Origin of the sequence: Planobispora rosea (assembly GCF_014648175.1) — a bacterium.
Lineage (GTDB): Bacteria > Actinomycetota > Actinomycetes > Streptosporangiales > Streptosporangiaceae > Planobispora > Planobispora rosea.
In genome coordinates this window covers 42,406-61,831 of the sequence record NZ_BMQP01000029.1, presented here as the reverse complement: position 1 = coordinate 61,831, position 19,426 = coordinate 42,406, and the positions used below count along the sequence as shown (strand labels likewise).

Annotated in this window: 15 protein-coding genes and 1 tRNA gene; 7 read left to right on the top strand and 9 right to left on the bottom strand. The window is 70.9% G+C overall.

Annotated elements, in window-relative coordinates:
* Nucleotides 1-2: 2 nt before the first annotated feature.
* A complete protein-coding gene (locus tag IEZ08_RS25965) occupies nucleotides 3-1,388 on the top strand; it encodes a tyrosine-type recombinase/integrase (RefSeq protein ID WP_189243154.1) in 1,386 nt (461 codons plus the stop codon).
* Between the two features lie 80 nt (nucleotides 1,389-1,468).
* Here IEZ08_RS25965 and IEZ08_RS25960 read toward each other — a convergent pair.
* Nucleotides 1,469-1,557, bottom strand: a tRNA-Ser gene (locus IEZ08_RS25960).
* A gap of 109 nt (nucleotides 1,558-1,666) precedes the next feature.
* Nucleotides 1,667-3,922 carry a nucleotide-binding protein gene (locus IEZ08_RS39800; RefSeq protein ID WP_229803497.1) on the bottom strand — a complete coding sequence of 752 codons (2,256 nt, stop codon included), beginning with the start codon at nucleotides 3,920-3,922 and terminating at the stop codon, nucleotides 1,667-1,669.
* A gap of 114 nt (nucleotides 3,923-4,036) precedes the next feature.
* Between IEZ08_RS39800 and IEZ08_RS25950 the strand changes: the two genes are divergently transcribed.
* Entirely contained in the window at nucleotides 4,037-4,996 is a 960-nt protein-coding gene (locus tag IEZ08_RS25950; RefSeq protein WP_189243153.1) for an NAD(P)H-quinone oxidoreductase, read from the top strand.
* Nucleotides 4,997-5,196: 200 nt separating this feature from the next.
* A complete protein-coding gene (locus tag IEZ08_RS25945; RefSeq protein ID WP_068920512.1) occupies nucleotides 5,197-5,709 on the top strand; it encodes a bacterial proteasome activator family protein in 513 nt (170 codons plus the stop codon).
* Between the two features lie 201 nt (nucleotides 5,710-5,910).
* On the opposite strand, the gene IEZ08_RS25940 is transcribed toward IEZ08_RS25945, so the two are convergent.
* Nucleotides 5,911-6,705: an HAD family hydrolase gene (locus IEZ08_RS25940; RefSeq protein ID WP_068920511.1), complete on the bottom strand. Its 795-nt coding sequence runs from the start codon at nucleotides 6,703-6,705 to the stop codon at nucleotides 5,911-5,913.
* A 260-nt stretch (nucleotides 6,706-6,965) separates the two neighbouring features.
* On the opposite strand from IEZ08_RS25940, the gene IEZ08_RS25935 reads away from it, so the two are divergent.
* Both IEZ08_RS25935 and IEZ08_RS25930 read left to right on the top strand, forming a co-directional pair.
* Nucleotides 6,966-7,169, top strand: coding sequence for a cold-shock protein (locus IEZ08_RS25935; RefSeq protein WP_068920510.1), 204 nt, complete (start codon nucleotides 6,966-6,968; stop codon nucleotides 7,167-7,169).
* 322 nt (nucleotides 7,170-7,491) lie between these two features.
* Nucleotides 7,492-9,009 (top strand): hypothetical protein, encoded by a 1,518-nt coding sequence (locus tag IEZ08_RS25930; RefSeq protein ID WP_189243152.1) that lies wholly within the window; start codon nucleotides 7,492-7,494, stop codon nucleotides 9,007-9,009.
* An 82-nt stretch (nucleotides 9,010-9,091) separates the two neighbouring features.
* On the opposite strand, the gene serS is transcribed toward IEZ08_RS25930, so the two are convergent.
* The 3 genes from serS to IEZ08_RS25915 all read right to left on the bottom strand — a co-directional run bounded on the left by serS (nucleotide 9,092) and on the right by IEZ08_RS25915 (nucleotide 12,959).
* Nucleotides 9,092-10,354 carry a serine--tRNA ligase gene (gene serS / locus IEZ08_RS25925; protein ID WP_068928275.1) on the bottom strand — a complete coding sequence of 421 codons (1,263 nt, stop codon included), beginning with the start codon at nucleotides 10,352-10,354 and terminating at the stop codon, nucleotides 9,092-9,094.
* Nucleotides 10,355-10,587: 233 nt separating this feature from the next.
* Nucleotides 10,588-11,508, bottom strand: a complete 921-nt coding sequence (pheA, locus tag IEZ08_RS25920; protein WP_068920508.1) for a prephenate dehydratase — start codon at nucleotides 11,506-11,508, stop codon at nucleotides 10,588-10,590.
* Between the two features lie 104 nt (nucleotides 11,509-11,612).
* Nucleotides 11,613-12,959: a glycosyltransferase 87 family protein gene (locus IEZ08_RS25915; RefSeq protein WP_203863490.1), complete on the bottom strand. Its 1,347-nt coding sequence runs from the start codon at nucleotides 12,957-12,959 to the stop codon at nucleotides 11,613-11,615.
* A gap of 64 nt (nucleotides 12,960-13,023) precedes the next feature.
* On the opposite strand from IEZ08_RS25915, the gene IEZ08_RS25910 reads away from it, so the two are divergent.
* A complete protein-coding gene (locus IEZ08_RS25910; protein WP_189243151.1) occupies nucleotides 13,024-15,222 on the top strand; it encodes a hypothetical protein in 2,199 nt (732 codons plus the stop codon).
* Here IEZ08_RS25910 and IEZ08_RS25905 read toward each other — a convergent pair.
* Nucleotides 15,104-16,624, bottom strand: coding sequence for an MptA/MptB family glycosyltransferase (locus IEZ08_RS25905; RefSeq protein ID WP_229803495.1), 1,521 nt, complete (start codon nucleotides 16,622-16,624; stop codon nucleotides 15,104-15,106). The two genes, IEZ08_RS25910 and IEZ08_RS25905, sit on opposite strands and share 119 nt — an antisense overlap.
* Nucleotides 16,625-16,874: 250 nt before the next feature.
* On the opposite strand from IEZ08_RS25905, the gene IEZ08_RS25900 reads away from it, so the two are divergent.
* Nucleotides 16,875-18,077: a serine hydrolase domain-containing protein gene (locus IEZ08_RS25900; RefSeq protein ID WP_189243150.1), complete on the top strand. Its 1,203-nt coding sequence runs from the start codon at nucleotides 16,875-16,877 to the stop codon at nucleotides 18,075-18,077.
* A 210-nt stretch (nucleotides 18,078-18,287) separates the two neighbouring features.
* Here the strand turns inward: IEZ08_RS25900 and IEZ08_RS25895 are convergent, their stop codons facing one another.
* On the bottom strand, nucleotides 18,288-18,986 hold the full coding sequence (locus IEZ08_RS25895; RefSeq protein ID WP_068920504.1) for a glycosyltransferase family 2 protein: 699 nt from the start codon (nucleotides 18,984-18,986) through the stop codon (nucleotides 18,288-18,290).
* A gap of 70 nt (nucleotides 18,987-19,056) precedes the next feature.
* Nucleotides 19,057-19,410, bottom strand: a complete 354-nt coding sequence (locus IEZ08_RS25890; RefSeq protein WP_084779447.1) for an STAS domain-containing protein — start codon at nucleotides 19,408-19,410, stop codon at nucleotides 19,057-19,059.
* Nucleotides 19,411-19,426 lie beyond the last annotated feature (16 nt).

Sequence of the window (19,426 nt, the reverse complement as noted above, 5' to 3'; positions counted from 1 at the left end):
AAGTGAAGGCGTCCTTCTCTAAACGCTGCGGCTGTAAGGACCCTGAAACAAAGAAGCCTCTTGACTCCGGGTGCCCGGAGCTCACCAAACAGCGACACGGCACGCACGGCTTCACGACCCGGCTCGACACCACTGACCGGCGAGCGCGGCAGCTCAAGCGGTTCGGCTTCACGACGAAGGGCGCTGCGGAGAAGGCATTCGACCATGTGCAGGACCTCGTCAAGCTCGCACGGGACGACGACGTGATGCGCCGGAAGATCGGTGACCTCATCTTCGCGACCAAGCGCGGCCAGGAGTTACCCGACGTCGAGGAGGTGCGGCGCAAGCTGAAGCTCGGCGTGGACCTGGCCGCCTCGGCTGGCACCGTTGGCGAGCTGCTGGAGGACTGGTACGCCTCCAAGCGAGGGACGAAGGAGTCCACCCGGCGCGGCTGGCGGCAGCATCTGGACCACTACCTCGTCCCCCAGCTCGGCGAGATCCCCCGCGACCGTCTCAGGGCGGCCCACGTCGACGGGATGTTCGACACGATCGAGGAGTGGAACGCCGAGATCCGCGCGGCCGCCGCGGAGAAGCGTTCTCCGCACCTGCCCGGGGACGTGCGCGAGCGGCACAAGGTGATCGGAATCGCGACTCAGCACCGGGTCTTCGCGACCCTGCGCAATGCCTTCAACTGGGCGGTCAAGCGGCGCATGGTCGAGTTCAACCCGTGCCTGGGCGTGGAGCTTCCGGCGGAGGAGCGCGATCCGGCCCGGGTCTGGTCCCCCGAACAGGTCGGCATGTTCATGGAGGCAGCCGAGCACGACCCACTCGGTCTGCTGTACCGCATCGTCCTGCTCCGCGGCCTGCGTCGCGGCGAGGCGTGCGGTCTGCGGTGGAGCGACGTCGACATGGACACCGGGCACGCCCGGATTATGCAGACCGTGTTGCAGCTCGGCGGGCGGATCGTCATCGACACCCCGAAGTCGAAGGCCGGCAATCGGGTCGTCTCCCTGGACACGGGCACGGTGAAACTGCTGAAGGCGCACCATACGGCCCAGCGGCGGGAGAAGTTCGCGGCCGGCGGGGGCTACGAGGACAACGACCTCGTCTTCCCGCGGCCGGACGGCCGCCCGCTGCCGCCGGACCGGGTGACCGAGCGGTTCAAGCAGATCGCGAAGGACGCCGGTCTCCCGGTGATCAAGCTGCACGAGGCGCGGCACACGGCGGCGTCACTCGGCCTGGAGGCAGGGCTGGACGTGAAGGTCGTCTCGGTACAGCTCGGGCACTCCACGACGACGATCACCAGGGATCTCTACCAGCACGTTCGCCGTGCCGTCCTGGACGATGCGGCCGAGAAGGTGGTGGCCCTTATCCCGGACCGGAAGGGCTCCCGGAAAGCACGACCCTGACGGGATGTTCCCATCTTGTTCCCATCGGAAGGTCTCGGTGATCATCACCGAGACCTTCTTTCGGTGTTTTCCCTGGTCAGCGGAGAGCGTGGGATTCGAACCCACGAGGAGCCGCAAAGCCCCTAGCGGTTTTCAAGACCGCCGCCATCGTCCACTAGGCGAGCTCTCCTGGTGACGCGTCCCGTGAGACGCGTCAGATTGCACCTTAGTCTCTCATGCCCCGGTACGGCAGGAGCCTCGTCTCACCATCCGCGAGGCGCCCGCCGTACCGGCTCGGCTCAGGGGTGCGAGGGTGCGAAGCCGTCGCCCACCGAGGCGGCCAGGCGGAGGTAGGAGTCACGGGTGGCGGGCTGGAGGCGGTCGAGGTCGATCTCGGCGCCCTCTTCGAGGTGGGGATCGTAGGGGACGCGGATGACGGAGCGGCAGCGGGCGGCGAAGTGGGCTTCCAGCTTGTCGAGGTCGATGGTGGACTTCGACCGGGGGCGGACACTGCACAGCACCACCGTGGCGGATCGGACGAGATCCTCGTAGTGGTGGGCCTCCAGCCAGTCCAGGGTCGCCGAGGCGGCCCTGGCGCCGTCCACGGACGGCGAGCTGACCAGGACGAGCTGGTCGGCCAGGCCGAGGACGCCGGACATGGCCGAGTGGAGCAGGCCGGTGCCGCAGTCGGTGATGCAGATCGAGTAGAAGTTCTCCAGGACCTGGGCGACCGTCTGGTAGTCGGCGGCGCTGAAGGCCTCGGACACCGAGGGGTCCCGGTCGGAGGCCAGGATCTCCAGGCGGGAGGGGGCCTGGGAGGTGAACGCCCGGATGTCGACGTAGCGCTTGATCTGGCCGCGCTCGTTCAGCAGGTCGCGGACGGTGGCGGAGGTCTCCAGCTCGACCTTGTCCGACAGGGTGCCGCGGTCGGGGTTCGCGTCGACGGCGATCACCCGGTCGCCGCGGATCTGGGCGAGGGTGGCGCCCAGGCCCACCGTGGTGGTGGTCTTGCCGACGCCGCCCTTCAGGCTGAGTACGGCGACGCGGTGGTGACCGCTGGCGACGGGGGTGCGCGCCCTGCTCAGGAGCTCCTGGCGGCGGCGGACCTCGGGGGACTCCCCCGGCTTGATCAGCCCTGCCGATGCCCTGTAGATCAGCTTTCGCCAGCCGCCGGAGGGGCCGCTCCGGCGACCCCGGAGCAGCGATTCGGGGTCCAGGCTGTCAGCCGACGGCCGGGGGGAGACGGTGTCCTGCCGGGACGAGGAACCGAAGGGGGACTGGCGACGGCGCGGCCGGTACAGGTCGGGCTCGGATATGTCCAGGTCGGACGTGTCATGGCGGGCGGTGTCCCGGGCGGTCGCGAAGGGACCGGTCCCGGAGGAACCGGCCGCGGAGGAACCTGTTACGGAGGAGCCGGTCGCAGAGAAACCGGTCATGGAAGAGGCAGTCTCCCCCTGTACGGCGAAGGCCCCCTGCCCGTCGTGTGCGGGTTCCGCGTTCCGGTCCCGGGCGTAGACCCTGGTCTCACCGGTGTCGGCCGGGTCGGGGCCGGGCGCGCCCGGCACGGGACGCTCAGCGGACGGTCCGGCGGGACCCGGCCGGTCGCTCCCGAAGGACTCGGGAGCCCGGAAGGAACTGGGAGCCTCGGACCAGGAGGACTCCGTGGACCGGGCCGGCTCGGCGGTCTTCGGTGCGAAGTGGTCCCTGTCCTGCGCAGGCTCGGTGAGGCGCTGAGCCTGGGCGAAGTGGCCCGGGTCGGTGTCACCGCGGCGGAAGCCGTATCCGGGATCGGTGTCGCCCCGGCTGAAGCGGTCGGCCTCCGGCGCGGCGCTCTCCGCGGCCGGCTGCCCGGCGCCCGGGTCGACGCTCGTGGTGCCGGAACCCTCCGCGGCGGGGGCGAGCGGCTGGACCGAGGGGAGCGTGTAGGACCCGGACGGCCCGTCGGCGCGCTGCGGCTCCTCGAACATGCCGCGGGACTGTTCGCGATCCGCGGCGGTGGAGTCGCCCGGCGTGTGGTTTCCGGTGTCGCCGGAGCCGAAGCCGGTGTCAGACCCGAAGGCGGAGCCGGGGCCGGAGCCGAAGGCGGAGTCAGACCCGAAACCCGACCCGAAACCGGAGTCGGGCCCGAAGGCAGAGCCGGGCTCCTCGCGGGGCAGGGGCTTGAGCGGGGCCAGGAACCCGTCGTTCTCCTCGGGCGAGGGCGAGGGCGGGGGCGAGGGAGGCAGCGTGAAGGAGCTCACGGCCTCCGCGGCCTCCGCCCACTCGGAGGCGTCGGCGGCCTCCGCCCGGCTTTCCGCCGGGTCGGTGACGGCGACGGACGAGTCCGCGATGTCATGCTCCGGGCCTGCGGCCGCGCGGAGCAGCGGCGAGGAGGTCGTGTCGGCCTCCGTGGGCACCAGACTCCACGGATCCTGCGGATATGGTGAAACGACGGTGTCGTCCGCCGTGGTGGCGGCGACGGTCACCGCGACGGCGGGTGCCTCCTCCTGCTCCTTGATGGCGTCGAGCCAAGCGAGCTGTTCCTCGAGAGATTCCTCACGATCGTGTCTTGCCACCGTGTTCCCCCTCGGGATGGGCTAAAGGGGCAGCAAACACATTGAAGATTAACGTCCCGTGTTCTCTTCAATGCAGGCAACCACCGAGTTGGGTTCCCCGATAGCGTGAGCCGTATGCACGCCATCATGATCGACAAGCCCGGCGGGCCCGAGGTCCTCTCGTGGCAGGAGGTTCCGGACCCTCGACCCGAACAGGGCGAAATCATCATCAACGTTACCGCCTCGGCGGTCAATCGGGCCGACCTCCTCCAGCGGCAGGGCTTCTACGACCCGCCTCCCGGCGCCTCGCCGTACCCGGGCCTGGAGTGCTCCGGGGTCGTCAGCGAGGTCGGTGCGGACGTCGTGGGGTTCAGCCCGGGTGACCGGGTGTGCGCGCTGCTGGCCGGCGGCGGGTACGCCGAGCGGGTGGCCGTGCCCTGGCAGCAGGTCATGCGGGTTCCCGACCGGGTGGACCTGGTGGAGGCGGCCGGGCTGCCCGAGGTGGCCTGCACGGTCTGGTCCAACGTGTTCATGACCGCGCGCCTGCGCAAGGGTGAGACGTTGCTCGTCCACGGCGGTGCCAGCGGCATCGGCACGCTGGCCATCCAACTCGCCAAGGCGTTCGGCTCGCGTGTCGTCGTCACCGCGGGATCGGCCGAGAAGATCGCCCGGTGCCTGGAGCTCGGCGCGGACGAGGGGATCGACTACCGTACGGAGGACTTCTCCGAGCGGGTCGAGGCCGATGTGATCCTCGACATCATCGGCGGTAAATATCTCGCACAGAACGTGAAAGCCCTCAAGACCGGCGGGCGACTCGTGGTGATCGGCATGCAGGGCGGCACGAAGGGCGAGCTGGATCTGGGGGCGCTGCTCGTCAAGCGTGCCTCGGTGCACGGCACCACGCTGCGGGCGCGGCCGGTCGACGAGAAGGGCGCCATCGTGCGCAGTGTGGTGCAGGACGTCTGGCCCCTGGTGGACGCGGGTGTGATTCGCCCGGTGGTGCACGCACGGGTGCCGATGAGCGACGCGGCGCGGGCGCACCGGATCGTCGAGGCCGGAGAGCACGTCGGGAAGGTCCTGCTGACGACCACCTGACGTGCGCACGGCCATGTGACGCGCACACGGCCATCTGACGCGCGCACGGCCATCTGACGCGCACACGGCCATCTGACGCGCGTAACGCGTACCCGGCGGGCACCCTCGGAAGGGCTCCGTGACGGCCGGGCCGGAAACTGGAAAGACATGCCCGGCCCTGGACTACCCCGCCATGGGGGAACAGTTAGTAGGTTGAGGCCATGAACGCTGAGGAGAACACCCCGCACATCGTGGTCGTGGGCCCCGCGGGCGTCCAGCCCGAGCAGGAGAACGACGAGCGGTCGATCACCGACCTGGTCGAGCAGCCTGCCAAGGTGATGCGGATCGGCAGCATGATCCGCCAGCTCCTCGAGGAGGTCCGCGCGGCTCCCCTGGACGAGGCCAGCCGCAAGCGGCTCAAGGAGATTCACCAGAGCTCCATCAAGGAGCTGGAGGACGGCTTGGCACCCGAACTGGTGGAGGAGCTGGAGCGCCTGTCGTTGCCTTTCACCGAGGAGGACAACGGCACCCCGCCGAGCGAGGCGGAGCTCCGGGTGGCCCACGCGCAGCTGGTGGGCTGGCTGGAGGGGTTGTTCCACGGGATACAGACCACGTTGTTCGCGCAGCAGATGGCCGCCCGCGCCCAACTTGAGAACATGCGCAGGGCACTGCCCGGTGGCGTCTCCCTGCAGCAGGAAGGCCACCACCAGGCGAGCTCCGGGCCCTACCTGTGAACCTTCACTGAGTCTCACTGAGACTCCCTGGGCCTTCGCGAGGTCTTCGCGGAGCCTTCGTCACCAGGTTCTCCGGAAAACCCTCTGAGTCCCGGGTCCGGTCCGGGACTCAGAGGCAGCCCGGAGCGCGTCTCCAGCGACCTCCCAGCGGGATCCCAGCGACCTCCCAGCCGGGTCCCCAGCGACGTCTCAGCCGATCCCTCAGAAGAGTTCTTCCAGGATCCGGGCGACCCCATCGTCGTCGTTGGCCGCGGTCACGCGGTGGACCGCCGCCAGCACCTCGGGGTGGGCGTTGGCGACCGCGTAGGAGGTCCCGGCCCAGCGCAGCATCGGCAGGTCGTTCGGCATGTCGCCGAAGGCCACCACCTCGGCAGGGGTGATCTCATAAGTGTCGGCGAGCTCGGCGAGAGCCGACGCCTTCGTGACACCGTACGCGCTCATCTCGATCAGCGCCCGCCCGCTGGAGTGCGTGGGCACGACCAGGTCCCCCACCACACCGCACACCGTGGCCTGGAGGATGTCGGGGTCCATCCGGGGATGCAGGGCCAGGAGCTTGGCGCACGGCCGCGAGATGAGGGTGGACGTGCCGACGCGGAGCCCGCCGACCGCCTTCCGGTCCCAACCACCAAGACGAAAGTCCGATTCGTGGGCAAATCCTCCTTCATATTCCACTGAGAAGGAGAGATCGGGGACTTTCTCCCGCAGTCGCCGCACCACCTCTTCCAGCACGTCGGGCTGGATGAGGTCAGATTTCACGATCTGTTCACTGTGCAGGTCGTATACGAGGGCGCCGTTGGCACATATGGCCAGCCCCCGATGGTGTACGGCTCCCGCGACGGTGTGCATCCACCGTGGCGGGCGTCCGGTGACGAAGACCAGCGTGGCGCCCGCGTTCTCCACACGGGCGAACGCTGCCGCGGTGCGGGGTGACACGGTTCCGTCCGAGCGCAGGGCGGTACCGTCGAGGTCTGTGGCGACGAGCCGGGGACTTCCCATAACAGGTTCCAGTGTGCACTGTGATCCCCGCCGCGCCAGTCTCAGGATCAGCTAGGGGAGGAATCTTCCTGATCGAGGGAACATGTGTGGGCCAGATAGTGTTAGATGTGATGGCGTTGTATTAGCTGATCCCGTAGTGCATGAACAGAGCAGAGCATGACCAAGAGCATGAGATCTGAGCCACCCGGGGCCCCGCTGTACGACACACGGGGGTTCACGAGGTGTGAATCCCTAGCTTCAAATCCTGAGGGAGAGCTTTAATGGCTCAGGGAACCGTCAAGTGGTTCAACGCTGAAAAGGGCTTCGGCTTCATCGCGCCGGACGGCGGTGCGCCGGACGTGTTCGTGCACTTCTCCGAGATCGTCGGCAGCGGTTACCGCAGCCTCGAAGACGGCCAGCGGGTCGAGTTCGAGATCACGCAGGGTCAGAAGGGCCCGCAGGCCTCGCAGGTCCGCGGCATCTGACGCATAGACCTTAGATTCACCGATTCACTAGATCCACGAGGGCGGAGTTCGCTTCACGCGAACTCCGCCCTCGTGCTTTTCCGTGCCGGCCGCCACCGGCACGCCCGCCCCGGAACGCCCGTCCCCGGCACGGCACCGCGGCGGCATGGCGGTGCGGGGGCTCAGGGGCTCGGGATTCGGGACTCGGGGGCTCGGGGAGCCGGAGGAGCGCGCCGTACCGGACACAACTCCATCACAAGGGCGGCGCTGGCCGAACCCGGCCGTCTGGCGCGCTGTCCACCTTGGCATGAGGCATGGCATGAGGCATGGCATGAGGCATGGCATGAGGCATCCGCCCGGTTCGGCGTCGGCCTGGCTCGCTCATCCCGCGACCGTCACGGCCACGATCCTGCTGCTGATCAACGACCACCTGCTCAAGGGCCTGTGGCCCGGCCCGATCACCGGCAAGCTCAGCGACCTCGCCGGGCTGATGGTGGCCCCGCCCCTGCTGGCCCTGATACGCGTGCCCGCCCCGGCCGCCGTCATCCTCATCGGTGTCGGTTTCACCCTGGTCAAAACCACCGAGACCGGCGCCGCCCTGGCCTCCCAGGCCTGGACCCTGCTGGCCGGTCCGTCCCGGGTCCTGGCCGACCCCACCGACCTGCTGGCCCTGCCCGCCCTCGGCCTCGCCTGGCTCATCTGGTGCCGCTCCCGCACCGAGCAGGCCGTACGGCAGGCCCGCACCATGATCATCATCCCCGTCGCCCTGATCGCGGTGACCGCCACCTCCGCGGTGCCGCCCCCTCCCAGCGCGGTCAACGTCATCACCGACGGCGAGGTGATCACTGTTCTCGTCGGCGGCCCCTACGACTCCGACGTCATCACCTCCCGAGACGGTGGCCGGACCTGGTCCAGACCCCCGGCGCCCACTCCGGCGCCGGGCGCGACGACCACACCGTCCTCCACCCCGAGCGCGGTCCCGGCTCCCGTGCTCTCCCCCTGGCCTACCCCGGTGACGCTGAGCTGCGTCCCCGGCCACCCGAGCCACTGCTACCGCGTCGTCCCACCCCGCCTGGCGGTGGACGAGTCCCATGACGGCGGGAAGACCTGGGACACCGCGTGGGGGGTCTCAGAGGGACGTCAGGAGCTCCTCGAACGTGTCGAGGCGGAGGACCGGGGCGGGTGGCCGGGACCGTGGCGGGGTTCCCAGGCCGTCGCGGTGCATCCGGTACCCGGTGGGCATGTCGTGGTCGCAGCGAACGGCGAGGACGGCATCGCCGTACGAGACGCGGACGGCACCTGGCGGCGGCTCGGTTTCTCCCCGGAGGGCTTCTCCGCCGATGCGGCGTACCCGCTTCACGCGGCGGACGTCGATCTGACCGCGGAGTACGTCCTGGGGTTCTTCGCCGGCCTGTTCGCCTTCCTGATCGGGGTCGCCGCGGCCCGTCGCGACACCCTCGACGGGAGCGGCTCCGCGTGGGCCGCCTACCTGCTCGCCTCGGCCGGTCTCCTCCTCGCCACCATGGACCTGGTCCGCGACGACCTGCTGCTTCCCCTGTTCCTGTTCGCGGGACTCGTCTGTGCGGCGCTGAGCTGGGCCTCGGCGATCGCCGCGGCGCTCCCGGCGCGCCTGTCCGCCCGGACATGGTCCTTGCTGATCATCATGGCGGCAGCCGTCACCGGGGGGATATGGACCGTCTTCACCGGCTGGATCTCGGGTGTTCCCGACCGCTACAGAGTGGCGGTGACGGTTGCCTGGGGCATCGCGATCACAGGTACGGCGGTGTCGGCGCTGATCGGCCGATGGGCCGCGGAGACACGGAGGAAGAGGGAGGACCGGCCTGGGGAGGCTCCGGTCTGAGCGGCGGGGTCCTCCCGGAGGAACCGCAGGCTCTGCGGAAGGACCCGGCGCTTCGCCGGGCCCTTCCGCGGGGACGGACGGGTTACTTGACCGGCTCCAGGACGTCGAGGCCGACGTAGGGGCGCAGGGCCTCGGGCACCACGACCGAGCCGTCGGCCCGCTGGTGGTTCTCCAGGATGGCGACGATCCAGCGGGTGGTGGCCAGGGTGCCGTTCAGCGTGGCGACGTGCTGGGGCTTGCCCCCGGAGTCGCGGTAGCGGACGGCCAGGCGGCGGGCCTGGAAGTCGGTGCAGTTGGAGGTCGAGGTGACCTCCCGGTAGCGGCCCTGGGTGGGGATCCACGCCTCGCAGTCGTACTTGCGCGCGGCCGAGGTGCCGAGGTCTCCCGCCGCCACGTCGATGACGCGGTAGGGGAGCTCGACCTTGGCCAGCATCTCCTTCTCCCAGGCGAGCAGGCGCAGGTGCTCCTCGTGCGCGTCCTCGGGACGGCAGTAGGAGAACATCTCCACCTTGTCGAACTGGTGGACCCGGATGATGCCGCGCGTGTCCTTGCCGTACGATCCGGCCTCTCGGCGGAAGCACGACGACCAGCCCCCGTAGCGCAGCGGGAGCGCGGCCCCGTCGAGGATCTCGTCGGCGTGGTAGGCCGCCAGCGGCACCTCCGAGGTGCCGACCAGGTAGAGGTCGTCCTCGGGGAGGCGGTAGATCTCCTTGTCGTGGGCGATGTGGAAACCGGTGCCCTGCATCGCCTCGGGCTTCACCAGGACGGGCGTGATCATCGGGATGAACCCGGCCTCGATCGCCTGCTGCATCGCCATGTTGAGCAGGCCGAGCTGGAGCCGGGCGCCGACGCCCTTGAGGAAGAAGAACCGCGAGCCCGAGACCTTCGCCCCGCGCTCCATGTCGATCGCGCCGAGCAGCTCACCCAGCTCCAGGTGGTCCTTCGGCTCGAAGTCGAAGGACGGCCTCCCGCCGACCTCCTCCAGCACGACGTAGTCGTCCTCACCGCCGTGCGGAGCCTCCTCCTCCACGAGGTTGGGCACCGTCTGCAGGACCGCGTCGAGCTCGGCGGCCAGCTTCTCGGCCTCCGCCTCCAGCGCCTTGACCTGCGTGGCGAGATCCTTGGCGCGCTCGAGCAGCGCCGTCTTCTCCTCCCCGGAGGCCTTCGACACCGACTTGCCCATGGTCTTCTGCTCGGCGCGCAGGGACTCGAAGGAGCTCAGCGCGGAGCGACGCCGCTCATCCAGGTCGAGCAGCGTATCGACGACGGCGTCGTCTTCACCGCGGGCACGCTGCGACGCCCGTAGCCGGTCGGGATCCTCACGAAGGGTACGCAGGTCAATCACAGACATAGGCTACCGAGGTACGGCGTGCGCCCGCGTGGATATACGCCCCACCGGAGTGGCCGCAGCCCTCGCCACAGCACTCGCAGGCCATAGGCCACGCTCGCCACCACAACACCCCCAGGCCGGAAGACCACGCCCGTCACCGCGACGCCCTCAGGTTGAGGGCCCGCGAGACTCCAGGCAGCCCCGGCGGACTCCAGGCAGCCCCGGCGGACTCCAGGCAGCCCCGGCGGTCAGATCTGGCCGTTCCTGATCCTGGCCAGCCACCCGGCGGCCTCGGCGAAGTCGGGGTCGGCAGTACCCCGCTTGATCTGCGGCGACAGCCTGTCCGCGCGCGGATAGCTGCCGAGGAAGCGCACATCGGCGCAGACCCGGTGGAGGCCGGAGATCGCCTCGCCGACACGGGCCTCGGCCACGTGGCCCTCGAAGTCGAAGTGGAAGAAGTAGCGGCCGATGCCGTCACCGGTGGGCCGCGACTCGATGCGGGTCAGGTTGACCCCGCGCACCGCGAACTCCGTCAGCATCTCCAGCAGCGCGCCCGGGTGGTCGTCGGAGAGGAAGACCACCAGGGAGGTCCGGTCGGCGCCGGTGGGCTCGGGCGGCGGGGCGGGCCTGGTCACGTGGACGAACCGGGTCACCGTGTCGGATCGGTCACCGATGCCCGAGGCCAGCTCGACCAGGCCGTAGTGCTCCCCGGCGATGCGCGCGGCGATGGCCGCGTCGTACGGCGAGCTGGGCAGGGCGACCTCCTGTGCCGCCCCGGCGGTCGACGGGCCGGCGACGGCCACCGCGTCGGGCAGCTCGCGGGCGATGAAACCGCGGCACTGGGTGAGGGCCGCCGGGTGGGAGAAGATCCGCTTGATGTCACCGGACTCGGTGCCCGGACGGACCAGCAGCGAGAACTCGACGGGCAGCAGCACCTCCGCCGTGATCAGCAGCGGATCGCCCCAGGCGAGCTCGTCGAGGGTCGTGGTGATGCCGCCTTCGAGCGAGTTCTCCAGCGGGACGACGGCACCGTCGGCCTCGCCTCGCCGGGCGGCGTCGAGCGCCGCGCTGACGTTCGCGCTCGGCAGGCGCTCGGCGTGCGGCGCCAGGATCCGCAGGGCCTCTTCGGCGAAGGTGCCTTCCGGTCCCAGATAGGCGAGTTTCGGCATACCCCCAGGTTATCCGTCGGCTGTCCGGAAGTGTGCGGAGAACTGAACACTCGTTGTCCGAAAAATCCCCCAAGGTTTCCGAAAAGCCCCAAGAGGATCGTCGCTCAGGAGACCGCGACCCGGGAGGTCCCGGCCTGGCCGGCCTGGCCCGACTGGAACACCGCGTGCCGTCGCGGCAGCCAGACGCTCAGCAGCCACACCAGCCCCACCGCGCCGAGACCGAACGCGTTCTGCACGATCTTGCCCACCACGGGGCTGAGCACCGGGACCTCAGCCGCTTTGATCGCCACTCCCCACCAGGGGATCGGGACCACGTAGTAGAGCCACACCCCGGCCGCCACCCGGACCCGCACCGGATCGCTCCCGTCGCCCACGATCGCCCCGAGCACCACGACCACCCAGGCCAGGTGGTGGATCCAGGTCACCGGGGAGAGCAGCGAGGCCATGAGCCCGACCAGGGCGAACGCGGTCACCGCGTCACCGCCGAGCAGGGACCGGCGGGCCTGGCGGAAGCCGTACCAGCCGACGGCCGCCACCAGGACCAGCCAGATCGCGCTCGTCAGCGTCTCGGGCAGGTAGAGCCGGATGAGCATGCCGCGCATCGACTGGTTGGTGGTCGCGGCGTTGGCGCCGAGCCGTTCGGGGTCGAGCAGCGCGCGGAACCAGAAATCGGCGGCGTCGGCCGGGATCACCAGGAACGGCAGCAGGGTCAGCAGGGCGGCCGTGAAGACGGCCATGAAGAAGGTCCGGCGCTGCTCCTCCCGCGCGCCCGGGCCGAATCCGGTGATGAGGAGATAGATCAGGAAGACCCCGGGGGTGAGCTTGACCGCCGTGGCCAGCCCGATCAGCATGCCGCGCGGCCACACCGGCCGCCGGGCCACGCAGTCGGCCAGACAGAGGGAGACCAGCAGGATGTCCACCTGGCCGAAGCGCACCTGGTCCCTGATCGGCATCAGGTAGGTGCACATGACCGTCAGGAACGCGAACGCCAGCGGCATCCAGACCGCGCGCGGCACCGTCCGGGCTGCTCCCGGACGGGCCCCGGCGGCTCCCGGACGGGTCCCCGCGGCTCCCGGGCGGTCGATCCGGGCGAGCACCTCGCGGAAGCCGTACCCCACCGTGACCGCCAGCGTGACGAAGATCCCTATCGTCCACACCCACTGCGCCACCGGCCACGACATCGCCGCCAGCAGTGTGGCGAGCAGGGCCGCGACGGGCGGATAGGTGAAGGGCAGCAGCTGCGGCGCGGGCGTGGCGAAGTCGTAGACGGGCCGTCCGGACAGGACCATCTCGCCACCGGTACGGTAAACGTCCAGATCGACCAGGCGCTGGTCGTCGGCGTTGCCCAGCCAGTGGAGCACCAGGGGGGCGGCGGCGACCACGATCATCAGCAGCGCGAGCGGCCACACCCACACCGGCCGCCTGGTCACGGTCACCTTGCCAGTCGTCACGAGCAGGCAGGCTACCGTCAACGTCCGGGCGACGGGCGCCGACGGAAGGGAAACGGGAGATCGGATGAGCTCAGCACGCGGCGGTTCCCTGCGAAAGTTGACCCTCCTGCTCGCTCCGGTCGTGCTGCTGTTGCTGTCCGCAGGGGGTACGGCTGCCGCCTCCGCCACGGCGCCCACCGGCCGGGTCGTGGTCGTCGGAGTTCCGGGGCTGCTCTGGAGCGACCTGGACCGGACGAGGACGCCGAACCTGTGGACGCTCGTGGAGAGCGGGGGATCGGCGTCGCTGTCCACCCGGGCGGCGCCGCCGAAGGGCCGGGGCTTCACCTGCCCGGTGGAGGGGTGGCTGACCTTCTCGGCGGGGCAGCGGGCGGGCACATCCGGCATGAACTGCGCCCTGCCCGCGGCCCCGCAGGTCTCCGGCGCGGGGGCGAGCGCGCCGGACTGGGCCGGGCTGGTCTCCTTCAACGCCACCGGTACGGCCTACAAGCCGGTGCTGGGCCAGCTCGGACAGCTCGTCACGGCGGCCGGGGGACAGGTCGCGGCCGTGGGCCCGGGAGCCATCCTGGGCGCCGCTGACCGATCAGGAAAAGTCGGGAAATACGCGGAGACTGTGGAGCAGCTCGGCGACCTGACGCCGTACACGCTGGTCGTCGTCGAGGCCGGGGACCTCGCCCGCGCGTGGATCCGGGCCGGGCTCGGCGCGGACGGCGAACACGTCCGGCTGACCAGGCAGGCCAGGCAGGAGGCCGTGGCCGCGGTCGACCGGCAGGTGGGCGCGGTCCTCGACCGGCTCCCGCCGGAGACCTCGCTCCTGCTCGCCGGACTGTCCGACAGCGGCAGCGCCCACCTGCACGTGGCGATCGCCCGCGGCCCGTCCCCCGACGGCACGCCGTACCCGCGCGGTCTCCTCACCGCCGCCTCCACCCGCCAGGACGGCCTGGTCACCCTCACCGACCTGACCGCCACCACGTTCACCCTGCTCGGTCTGGAGACGCCCAAGGGCTCCGTCGGCCGCGCCTGGACCGGCATGGGCGGCGACGCCCCGGCCTCCCGCACCGCGGCGGACCTGGCCGGTGAGGACCTGGCCAGCCAGGTTCTGGTCACGGTGCGCGGGCCGTTCTTCACGGCTTTCGTGAGCGTGCAGATCCTCTTCTACCTGCTGGCCTCCGTGGCGATCCGCCGGGGCTGGGGCGGTTCCCGGGCCCTGACCGCCGTCCAGGTGGTCGCCGTGATCAGCGGCGCGATCGCGATCGCCACCTTCCTCGCCCAGCTCGTTCCGTGGTGGACGTTCCCGGTCCCGATGGCCGGGGTGGTCCTGACCATCCTCGGCATCGCCTGCGCGGTCGCCGGGGCGGCCTTCGCCGGGCCGTGGCGGGCCCACGTCCTCGGCCCGCTGACCGTGGTCGCCGGGATCACCTCGCTGGCGCTGCTGATCGACGTGATGACCGGGTCAGGGCTCCAGATCAACGCCGTCACCGGGTACGAACCGGTGACCGGGGGACGCTTCTACGGCTTCGGCAACATCGCCTTCGCCGTCTACTCCGCCGGGACGATCCTGGCCCTGGCCGGGATCGCCCAGTGGCTGATCGGCCGCGGGCGGCGCGGGCTCGCCCTGGCCGTCTGCGCGCTGTACGGCGGGCTCGCGGTGTTCGCCGACGGCTGGCCGGCATGGGGGGCGGACTTCGGCGGGGTCCCGGCGTTCCTGGCCGGGACGGCCGTCTTCGTGATCCTGCTGTCCGGGCACCGGGTCTCGGCGGTCAAACTCGGGCTGATCGGGCTGGCCGGAATCGTGCTGATCGGCGCGATCGCGGTCGCCGACTGGCTGCGCCCCGCCGAGCGCCGTACCCACCTGGGCACGTTCGTCCAGCAGGTGCTGGACGGCGAGGCGTGGACGGTGGTCGCCCGCAAGTTCGGCGCGATGGTCGGGATCACGGTCGGGAACTGGCCGCTGACACTGCTCTCCCTGGTCGCGCTGGCCTTCCTGTTCCTGGTGCTGAACCGGCCCTCCCGATGGGGCGCCGCCGCGCTGGGCCGGGCCTACGCGCTCGCCCCGGCGCTGCGCGCCGGGCTGATCGGCGCGCTGACGTGCGCGCTCATCGGGTTCCTGATGAACGACTCGGGCATCGCGATCCCGGCGATGGCCCTCACGGTCGCGGTCCCCCTGACACTGGCCGCCTGCGTGCGCGCCCTCCAGCTCTCGCCGCCCACCATGCCAGAGCGGCCGTCAGCACCAGCAGGGACCACGGCACCACCTGTTGCCTGACGGCGGTCTTCAGCCAGTCGAGGTCCTCGGGGCGGAACGGCTCCCTGGCGGGCAGATAGCCGAGGGACAGGATCGTCGTCCTGGCCACCATGAACCCCTCCAGCGCGGGCCAGGAGGCCAGGGCCAGCAGGGCGAAGACCAGGCCGTCGTACCAGGGCAGGGCGTACGGCGCGGCGAGCAGCCAGGAGGCCACCGCCACGGCCGCCACCGCCGGCGCCGGGACCCCCGCCCCACCGGCCACCGCCGGTGCCGGGGCGGCCCGCAGCAGCAACCAGGCCAGGGTGACCAGCAGGGCCAGGGAGCCGAGCTGGATCCAGATCGTGTAGGCGCCCGGCCCGAACAGCGACTGCAGTCCGGTCTTCACCAGGTGCCAGGGGGTGGCCAGGGAGACCTTCCGGCCCGCCTCGCCCACCTGGTCCAGCACGTGCGGCCCGGCGAGCCCGTAGGCGACCGCCACCGTGGCGCTCGCCGTCCCCGCGATGACGGCGAGCCTGCGGGGTGAGCGCCGCAGCGCCCAGGCGGGCCCGAGGGCGACCAGCCCGGCGTTGAGCTTGACCCCGATCCCGGCTCCCAGCAGCAGCCCGGAGGCGGCCAGCGACCGCCGCGACGCCCCGGCTGCGGCCCCCCCGGCCCCCAGCGCGACCAGGGCCGCGACCATGCAGGCGACGGCCAGGGTGTCCACGTGCATCCCGGCGGCCAGGTGATAGATCATCAGCGGGTTGGCCGCCCAGAGCAGCGCCGCCCGCCGCTGCAGGCCCTCGTCCCCGGCGGTGAAGCGGTGGATCAGCAGCGCGGTCCCGACGAACGCGGCGGCGTTGAACAGCGCCATCACGAAGACGGTCAGTCTGACCGAGTCGCCGCCGACGAGGCTGGCCAGCGCCTGCGCGGCGGTGGCCAGCGGGCCGTAGACGCTCGTCACGCCGGCCCACTCTTCGACGGCCCCGGTGACCGGGTCACCGGGGAACTCGGCGGGTGTGACGGCGTAGGGGTCGTGGCCCAGGGTGACCAGCCGGCCGTAGGCCGCGTAGTTGAGGTGGTCGGCCGAACCGGAAGGCGGCAGGAAGGCCAGGAGCGCGACCGCGCCCGACCCCGCCGCCAGCAGCCTCCGCGGATCCGGCCGCCATCGGGACCGCAGCGCGGCCCCGAGCCCGGCTCCGCCCAGCAGGATCGCGAGGGCCGCCATGGCGATCGCCAGGTGGGCGCCCGGTGCGGCGCCCAGCGAGTAGGGCGGCTGCCATGACGGGCCGGACAGCTCCGGCACCATGGCCGACGGTCCCAGCAGCCCGATCAGGATCGTCAGCCCGACGGACGACACCAGGGCCGCACGCGCGAAAACGCCGAGTCCGTCGCCCGGGCCACGCGCCGTGCTTTTCCCGGCCACCGCCGCCGCATCCGCTGTCACCCGCAAATTCCAGCACATCCGTCGGGCTGCCCGGGGCGGTCGTCCACAGCCTCGGCGCGATCGGCATGTTCGCCGGGGTCACCACCGTGGTGCAGACCGTGCTGCCGGGCGCCAGTGGATGGCGGGGCAGAGCAGAATCACTCCCTCGCGCGGGGGAGAGAAAGATCGCCGGTGTCGGCGATCCGGACGGGACCGCTTGATCGCCAGGATTGGGACATCACCTGAAAGCCCCAGCACCTGGAGATACGCCATGAAGCGCACCCATGTCACCGCCGCCCTTCTCGCCCTCGCTGTCCTGGGCACGACCGCCGGCACCACCGGCACCGCCGTCGCGGCCACACGGAACCACACCGTGACACAGGTGCAGGCGCAGACGCAGGTGCCGCCGATCAATGAAGCGGCGCTGAACAGGGCCATCGCCGATCTGCCCGCACCCGACGCCACCGCCGCGGAGGTCCGGGTGGGCGGCTCGGCGGGCTCCTGGCACGGTGTGGCCGGTGTCCGGGACCTGAGGGCCGGGCGCCCCGCCAGAGAGGGGATGCGGTTCAGGGCCGGCAGCGTGACGAAGATGTTCACCACGGCCGTCGTCCTCCAGCTCGTCGCCGAGGGCAGGGTCGCGCTGGACGGCACGGTCCAGGAGTATCTCCCCGGACTTCTCCCGGCCGACTATCCGGCCGTCACCGTCGGCCAGGTGCTCAACCACACCAGCGGCCTGCCCTCTCCCAAGCTCAGCAACGACTTCGCCGACGTCTACGCCACCCGCTTCAAGGCCTGGACACCCGAGGAGTACGTCGCCCTGGCCGTGGCGAACCCCATCGAGTTCACCCCCGGCGACTGGCAGCACTACCTCAACGTCAACACCTTCGTGGCGGGTCTGCTGATCGAGAAGGTCACGGGCAACTCCTACGAGCACGAGGTGACGGCCAGGATCCTGCGTCCGGTCGGCATGCGCGACAGCTACCTGCCGGGAAGGTCCGTCCGCGTGCGCGGCCCGCACAACCGGGCCTATCAGGTCGTGCCCGAGGGCTTCCCGGGCGCGATCCGGTACGGCGACGCCCACGTCGTGGACATGACCGAGACCAGCGTCACCTCCACCTGGGCCTCCGGCGATCTGATCTCCACCACGGCCGACCTGGAGAAGTTCGTCAACGCCCTGTTCAAGGGCGAGATCGTCCCCGCGGCGCAGTTGGAGCCCATGTTCACCGTGCCGGACGTGAAGGAGTACGGAACCGGCCGGCCCGCCGTCTACACCTCGGGTATGAGCAGGCTCGAACTGCCCGGCGGAATCGTCGCCTACGGCAAGACCGGCGCCAGGTACGGCAGCGCCACCGGCGTCGGCGCCACCCGGGACCTGTCCCGCACGGTGGTCTACTCGCTCAACTCCACCGACGCCAAGGCCGCGGGCCAGAACCAGCGGGGGCTCGGCGTCGCACTGGCCGCGTTCGCGAGATGACAGTCCGGGGACGCCTCACGAGAACCGGCCCGCCTCACGAGAACCGGCCCGCCTCGCGAGAACCGGCCCGCCTCGCGAGAACCGGCCCGGGGCGGAGTGCGTCACGGAGCAGTGCTTCGCGAGCCGGGAGGCGGCAGGAGGCGGCACCTCGACAGGCCGACGGGGCGTCAGGGGACGGTCGGGGCGGCACCTCGACAAGCCGACGGGGTGTCAGGGGAGCAGTGCTTTGCGGGCCAGGAGGGCGCGGCCGACGTCCCGGAACTGCCGGGCGCGGTGGATCTGAGCCCTCCAGTCGGTGCCCGTGGCACGGTGGGCCATCTCCACCTCGACCTCGAGGACCCGGAAGCCCTTGCGGATCAGGTCGATCGTCAGGCCCGTCTCCACGCCGAAACCACGCGCGAGCGGGCGGGCGGCCTCGAAGGCCGCCCTGGTCAGGCAGCGCTGGCCGTTCAGCGGCTGGGCCGGTGTCCAGCCGGTGGCGCGCTCGATGCCCTCCCGGGCGAGCCTGACCACGAACCCGTGACCGCCCAGCTTGACGCGGGTGGCGAAGACCGCGATGGTCATGTCCGCCTCGCCCGCCCGGACCGGTTCGATCAGGGGCGCGGCCATGTGCGCGGTCTCCCCCAGGTCGGCGTCCAGGAACAGCAGGTGGCGTGGCTCCTCGCCCGGCGTGTCGAGCAGGTGCACGACCTCCGCGCCGCTCTCCATGGCGGCGGCCTTGCCGCGGTTGTGGCTGTGCCGTACGACACGGGCTCCCGCGGCCCTGGCCACCTGGCCGGTCCGGTCGTGGGAGCCGTCGTCCACGACCACGACGAGATCCACACCGGACAACTTCAGGGCCGCCGCAACGGTTGTCCCGATCCGGTCGGCCTCGTCCTTGGCCGGAATGATCACGGCTGTGCCGGTCATGCGACTCGCTCCACTCGACGGCCGCCGCTCGCGCACCGGCCGCTCTCGGCGTCCCCGCCGCGGGGACGGCTCACGCCTTGGGCTCGGCCGTCAGCAGTTCCTCGGGCACCGCCTCGTGCACGGTGAACACCGAGTCGAGGCCGGTGACCTGAAGGATCTTGCGAACGGCGGGCCTGGGCCCGGCCACCTCCAGCGCGCCTCCGCGCTCCCGCAGTCGCTTGAGCGCGGACAGCAGCACGTTCATCCCGGTGGAGTCGCAGAACTCCACGCCGGACATGTCGATGACCACGCGGGTCGTGGCGCTCTCCTGGAGCAGCCGAGCGAACTCGGCTTGCAGGCGAGGCGCGGTATATAGGTCGATTTCTCCGACAACGGCCATGACGGTCTGCCCGCCATGAGATCGAGTTGAGACTTTTAGCTCCACAGCGGGCACACTAGCG

Bases quoted from the DNA above. Each gene is read 5' to 3' on its own strand.
- IEZ08_RS25950 (WP_189243153.1), top strand. From the start codon at position 4,037: ATGCACGCCATCATGATCGACAAGCCCGGCGGGCCCGAGGTCCTCTCG.
- IEZ08_RS25945 (WP_068920512.1), top strand. From the start codon at position 5,197: ATGAACGCTGAGGAGAACACCCCGCACATCGTGGTCGTGGGCCCCGCG.
- IEZ08_RS25940 (WP_068920511.1), bottom strand. From the start codon at position 6,705: ATGGGAAGTCCCCGGCTCGTCGCCACAGACCTCGACGGTACCGCCCTG.
- IEZ08_RS25935 (WP_068920510.1), top strand. From the start codon at position 6,966: ATGGCTCAGGGAACCGTCAAGTGGTTCAACGCTGAAAAGGGCTTCGGC.
- IEZ08_RS25930 (WP_189243152.1), top strand. From the start codon at position 7,492: ATGAGGCATCCGCCCGGTTCGGCGTCGGCCTGGCTCGCTCATCCCGCG.
- pheA (WP_068920508.1), bottom strand. From the start codon at position 11,508: ATGCCGAAACTCGCCTATCTGGGACCGGAAGGCACCTTCGCCGAAGAG.
- IEZ08_RS25910 (WP_189243151.1), top strand. From the start codon at position 13,024: ATGAGCTCAGCACGCGGCGGTTCCCTGCGAAAGTTGACCCTCCTGCTC.
- IEZ08_RS25900 (WP_189243150.1), top strand. From the start codon at position 16,875: ATGAAGCGCACCCATGTCACCGCCGCCCTTCTCGCCCTCGCTGTCCTG.
- IEZ08_RS25895 (WP_068920504.1), bottom strand. From the start codon at position 18,986: ATGACCGGCACAGCCGTGATCATTCCGGCCAAGGACGAGGCCGACCGG.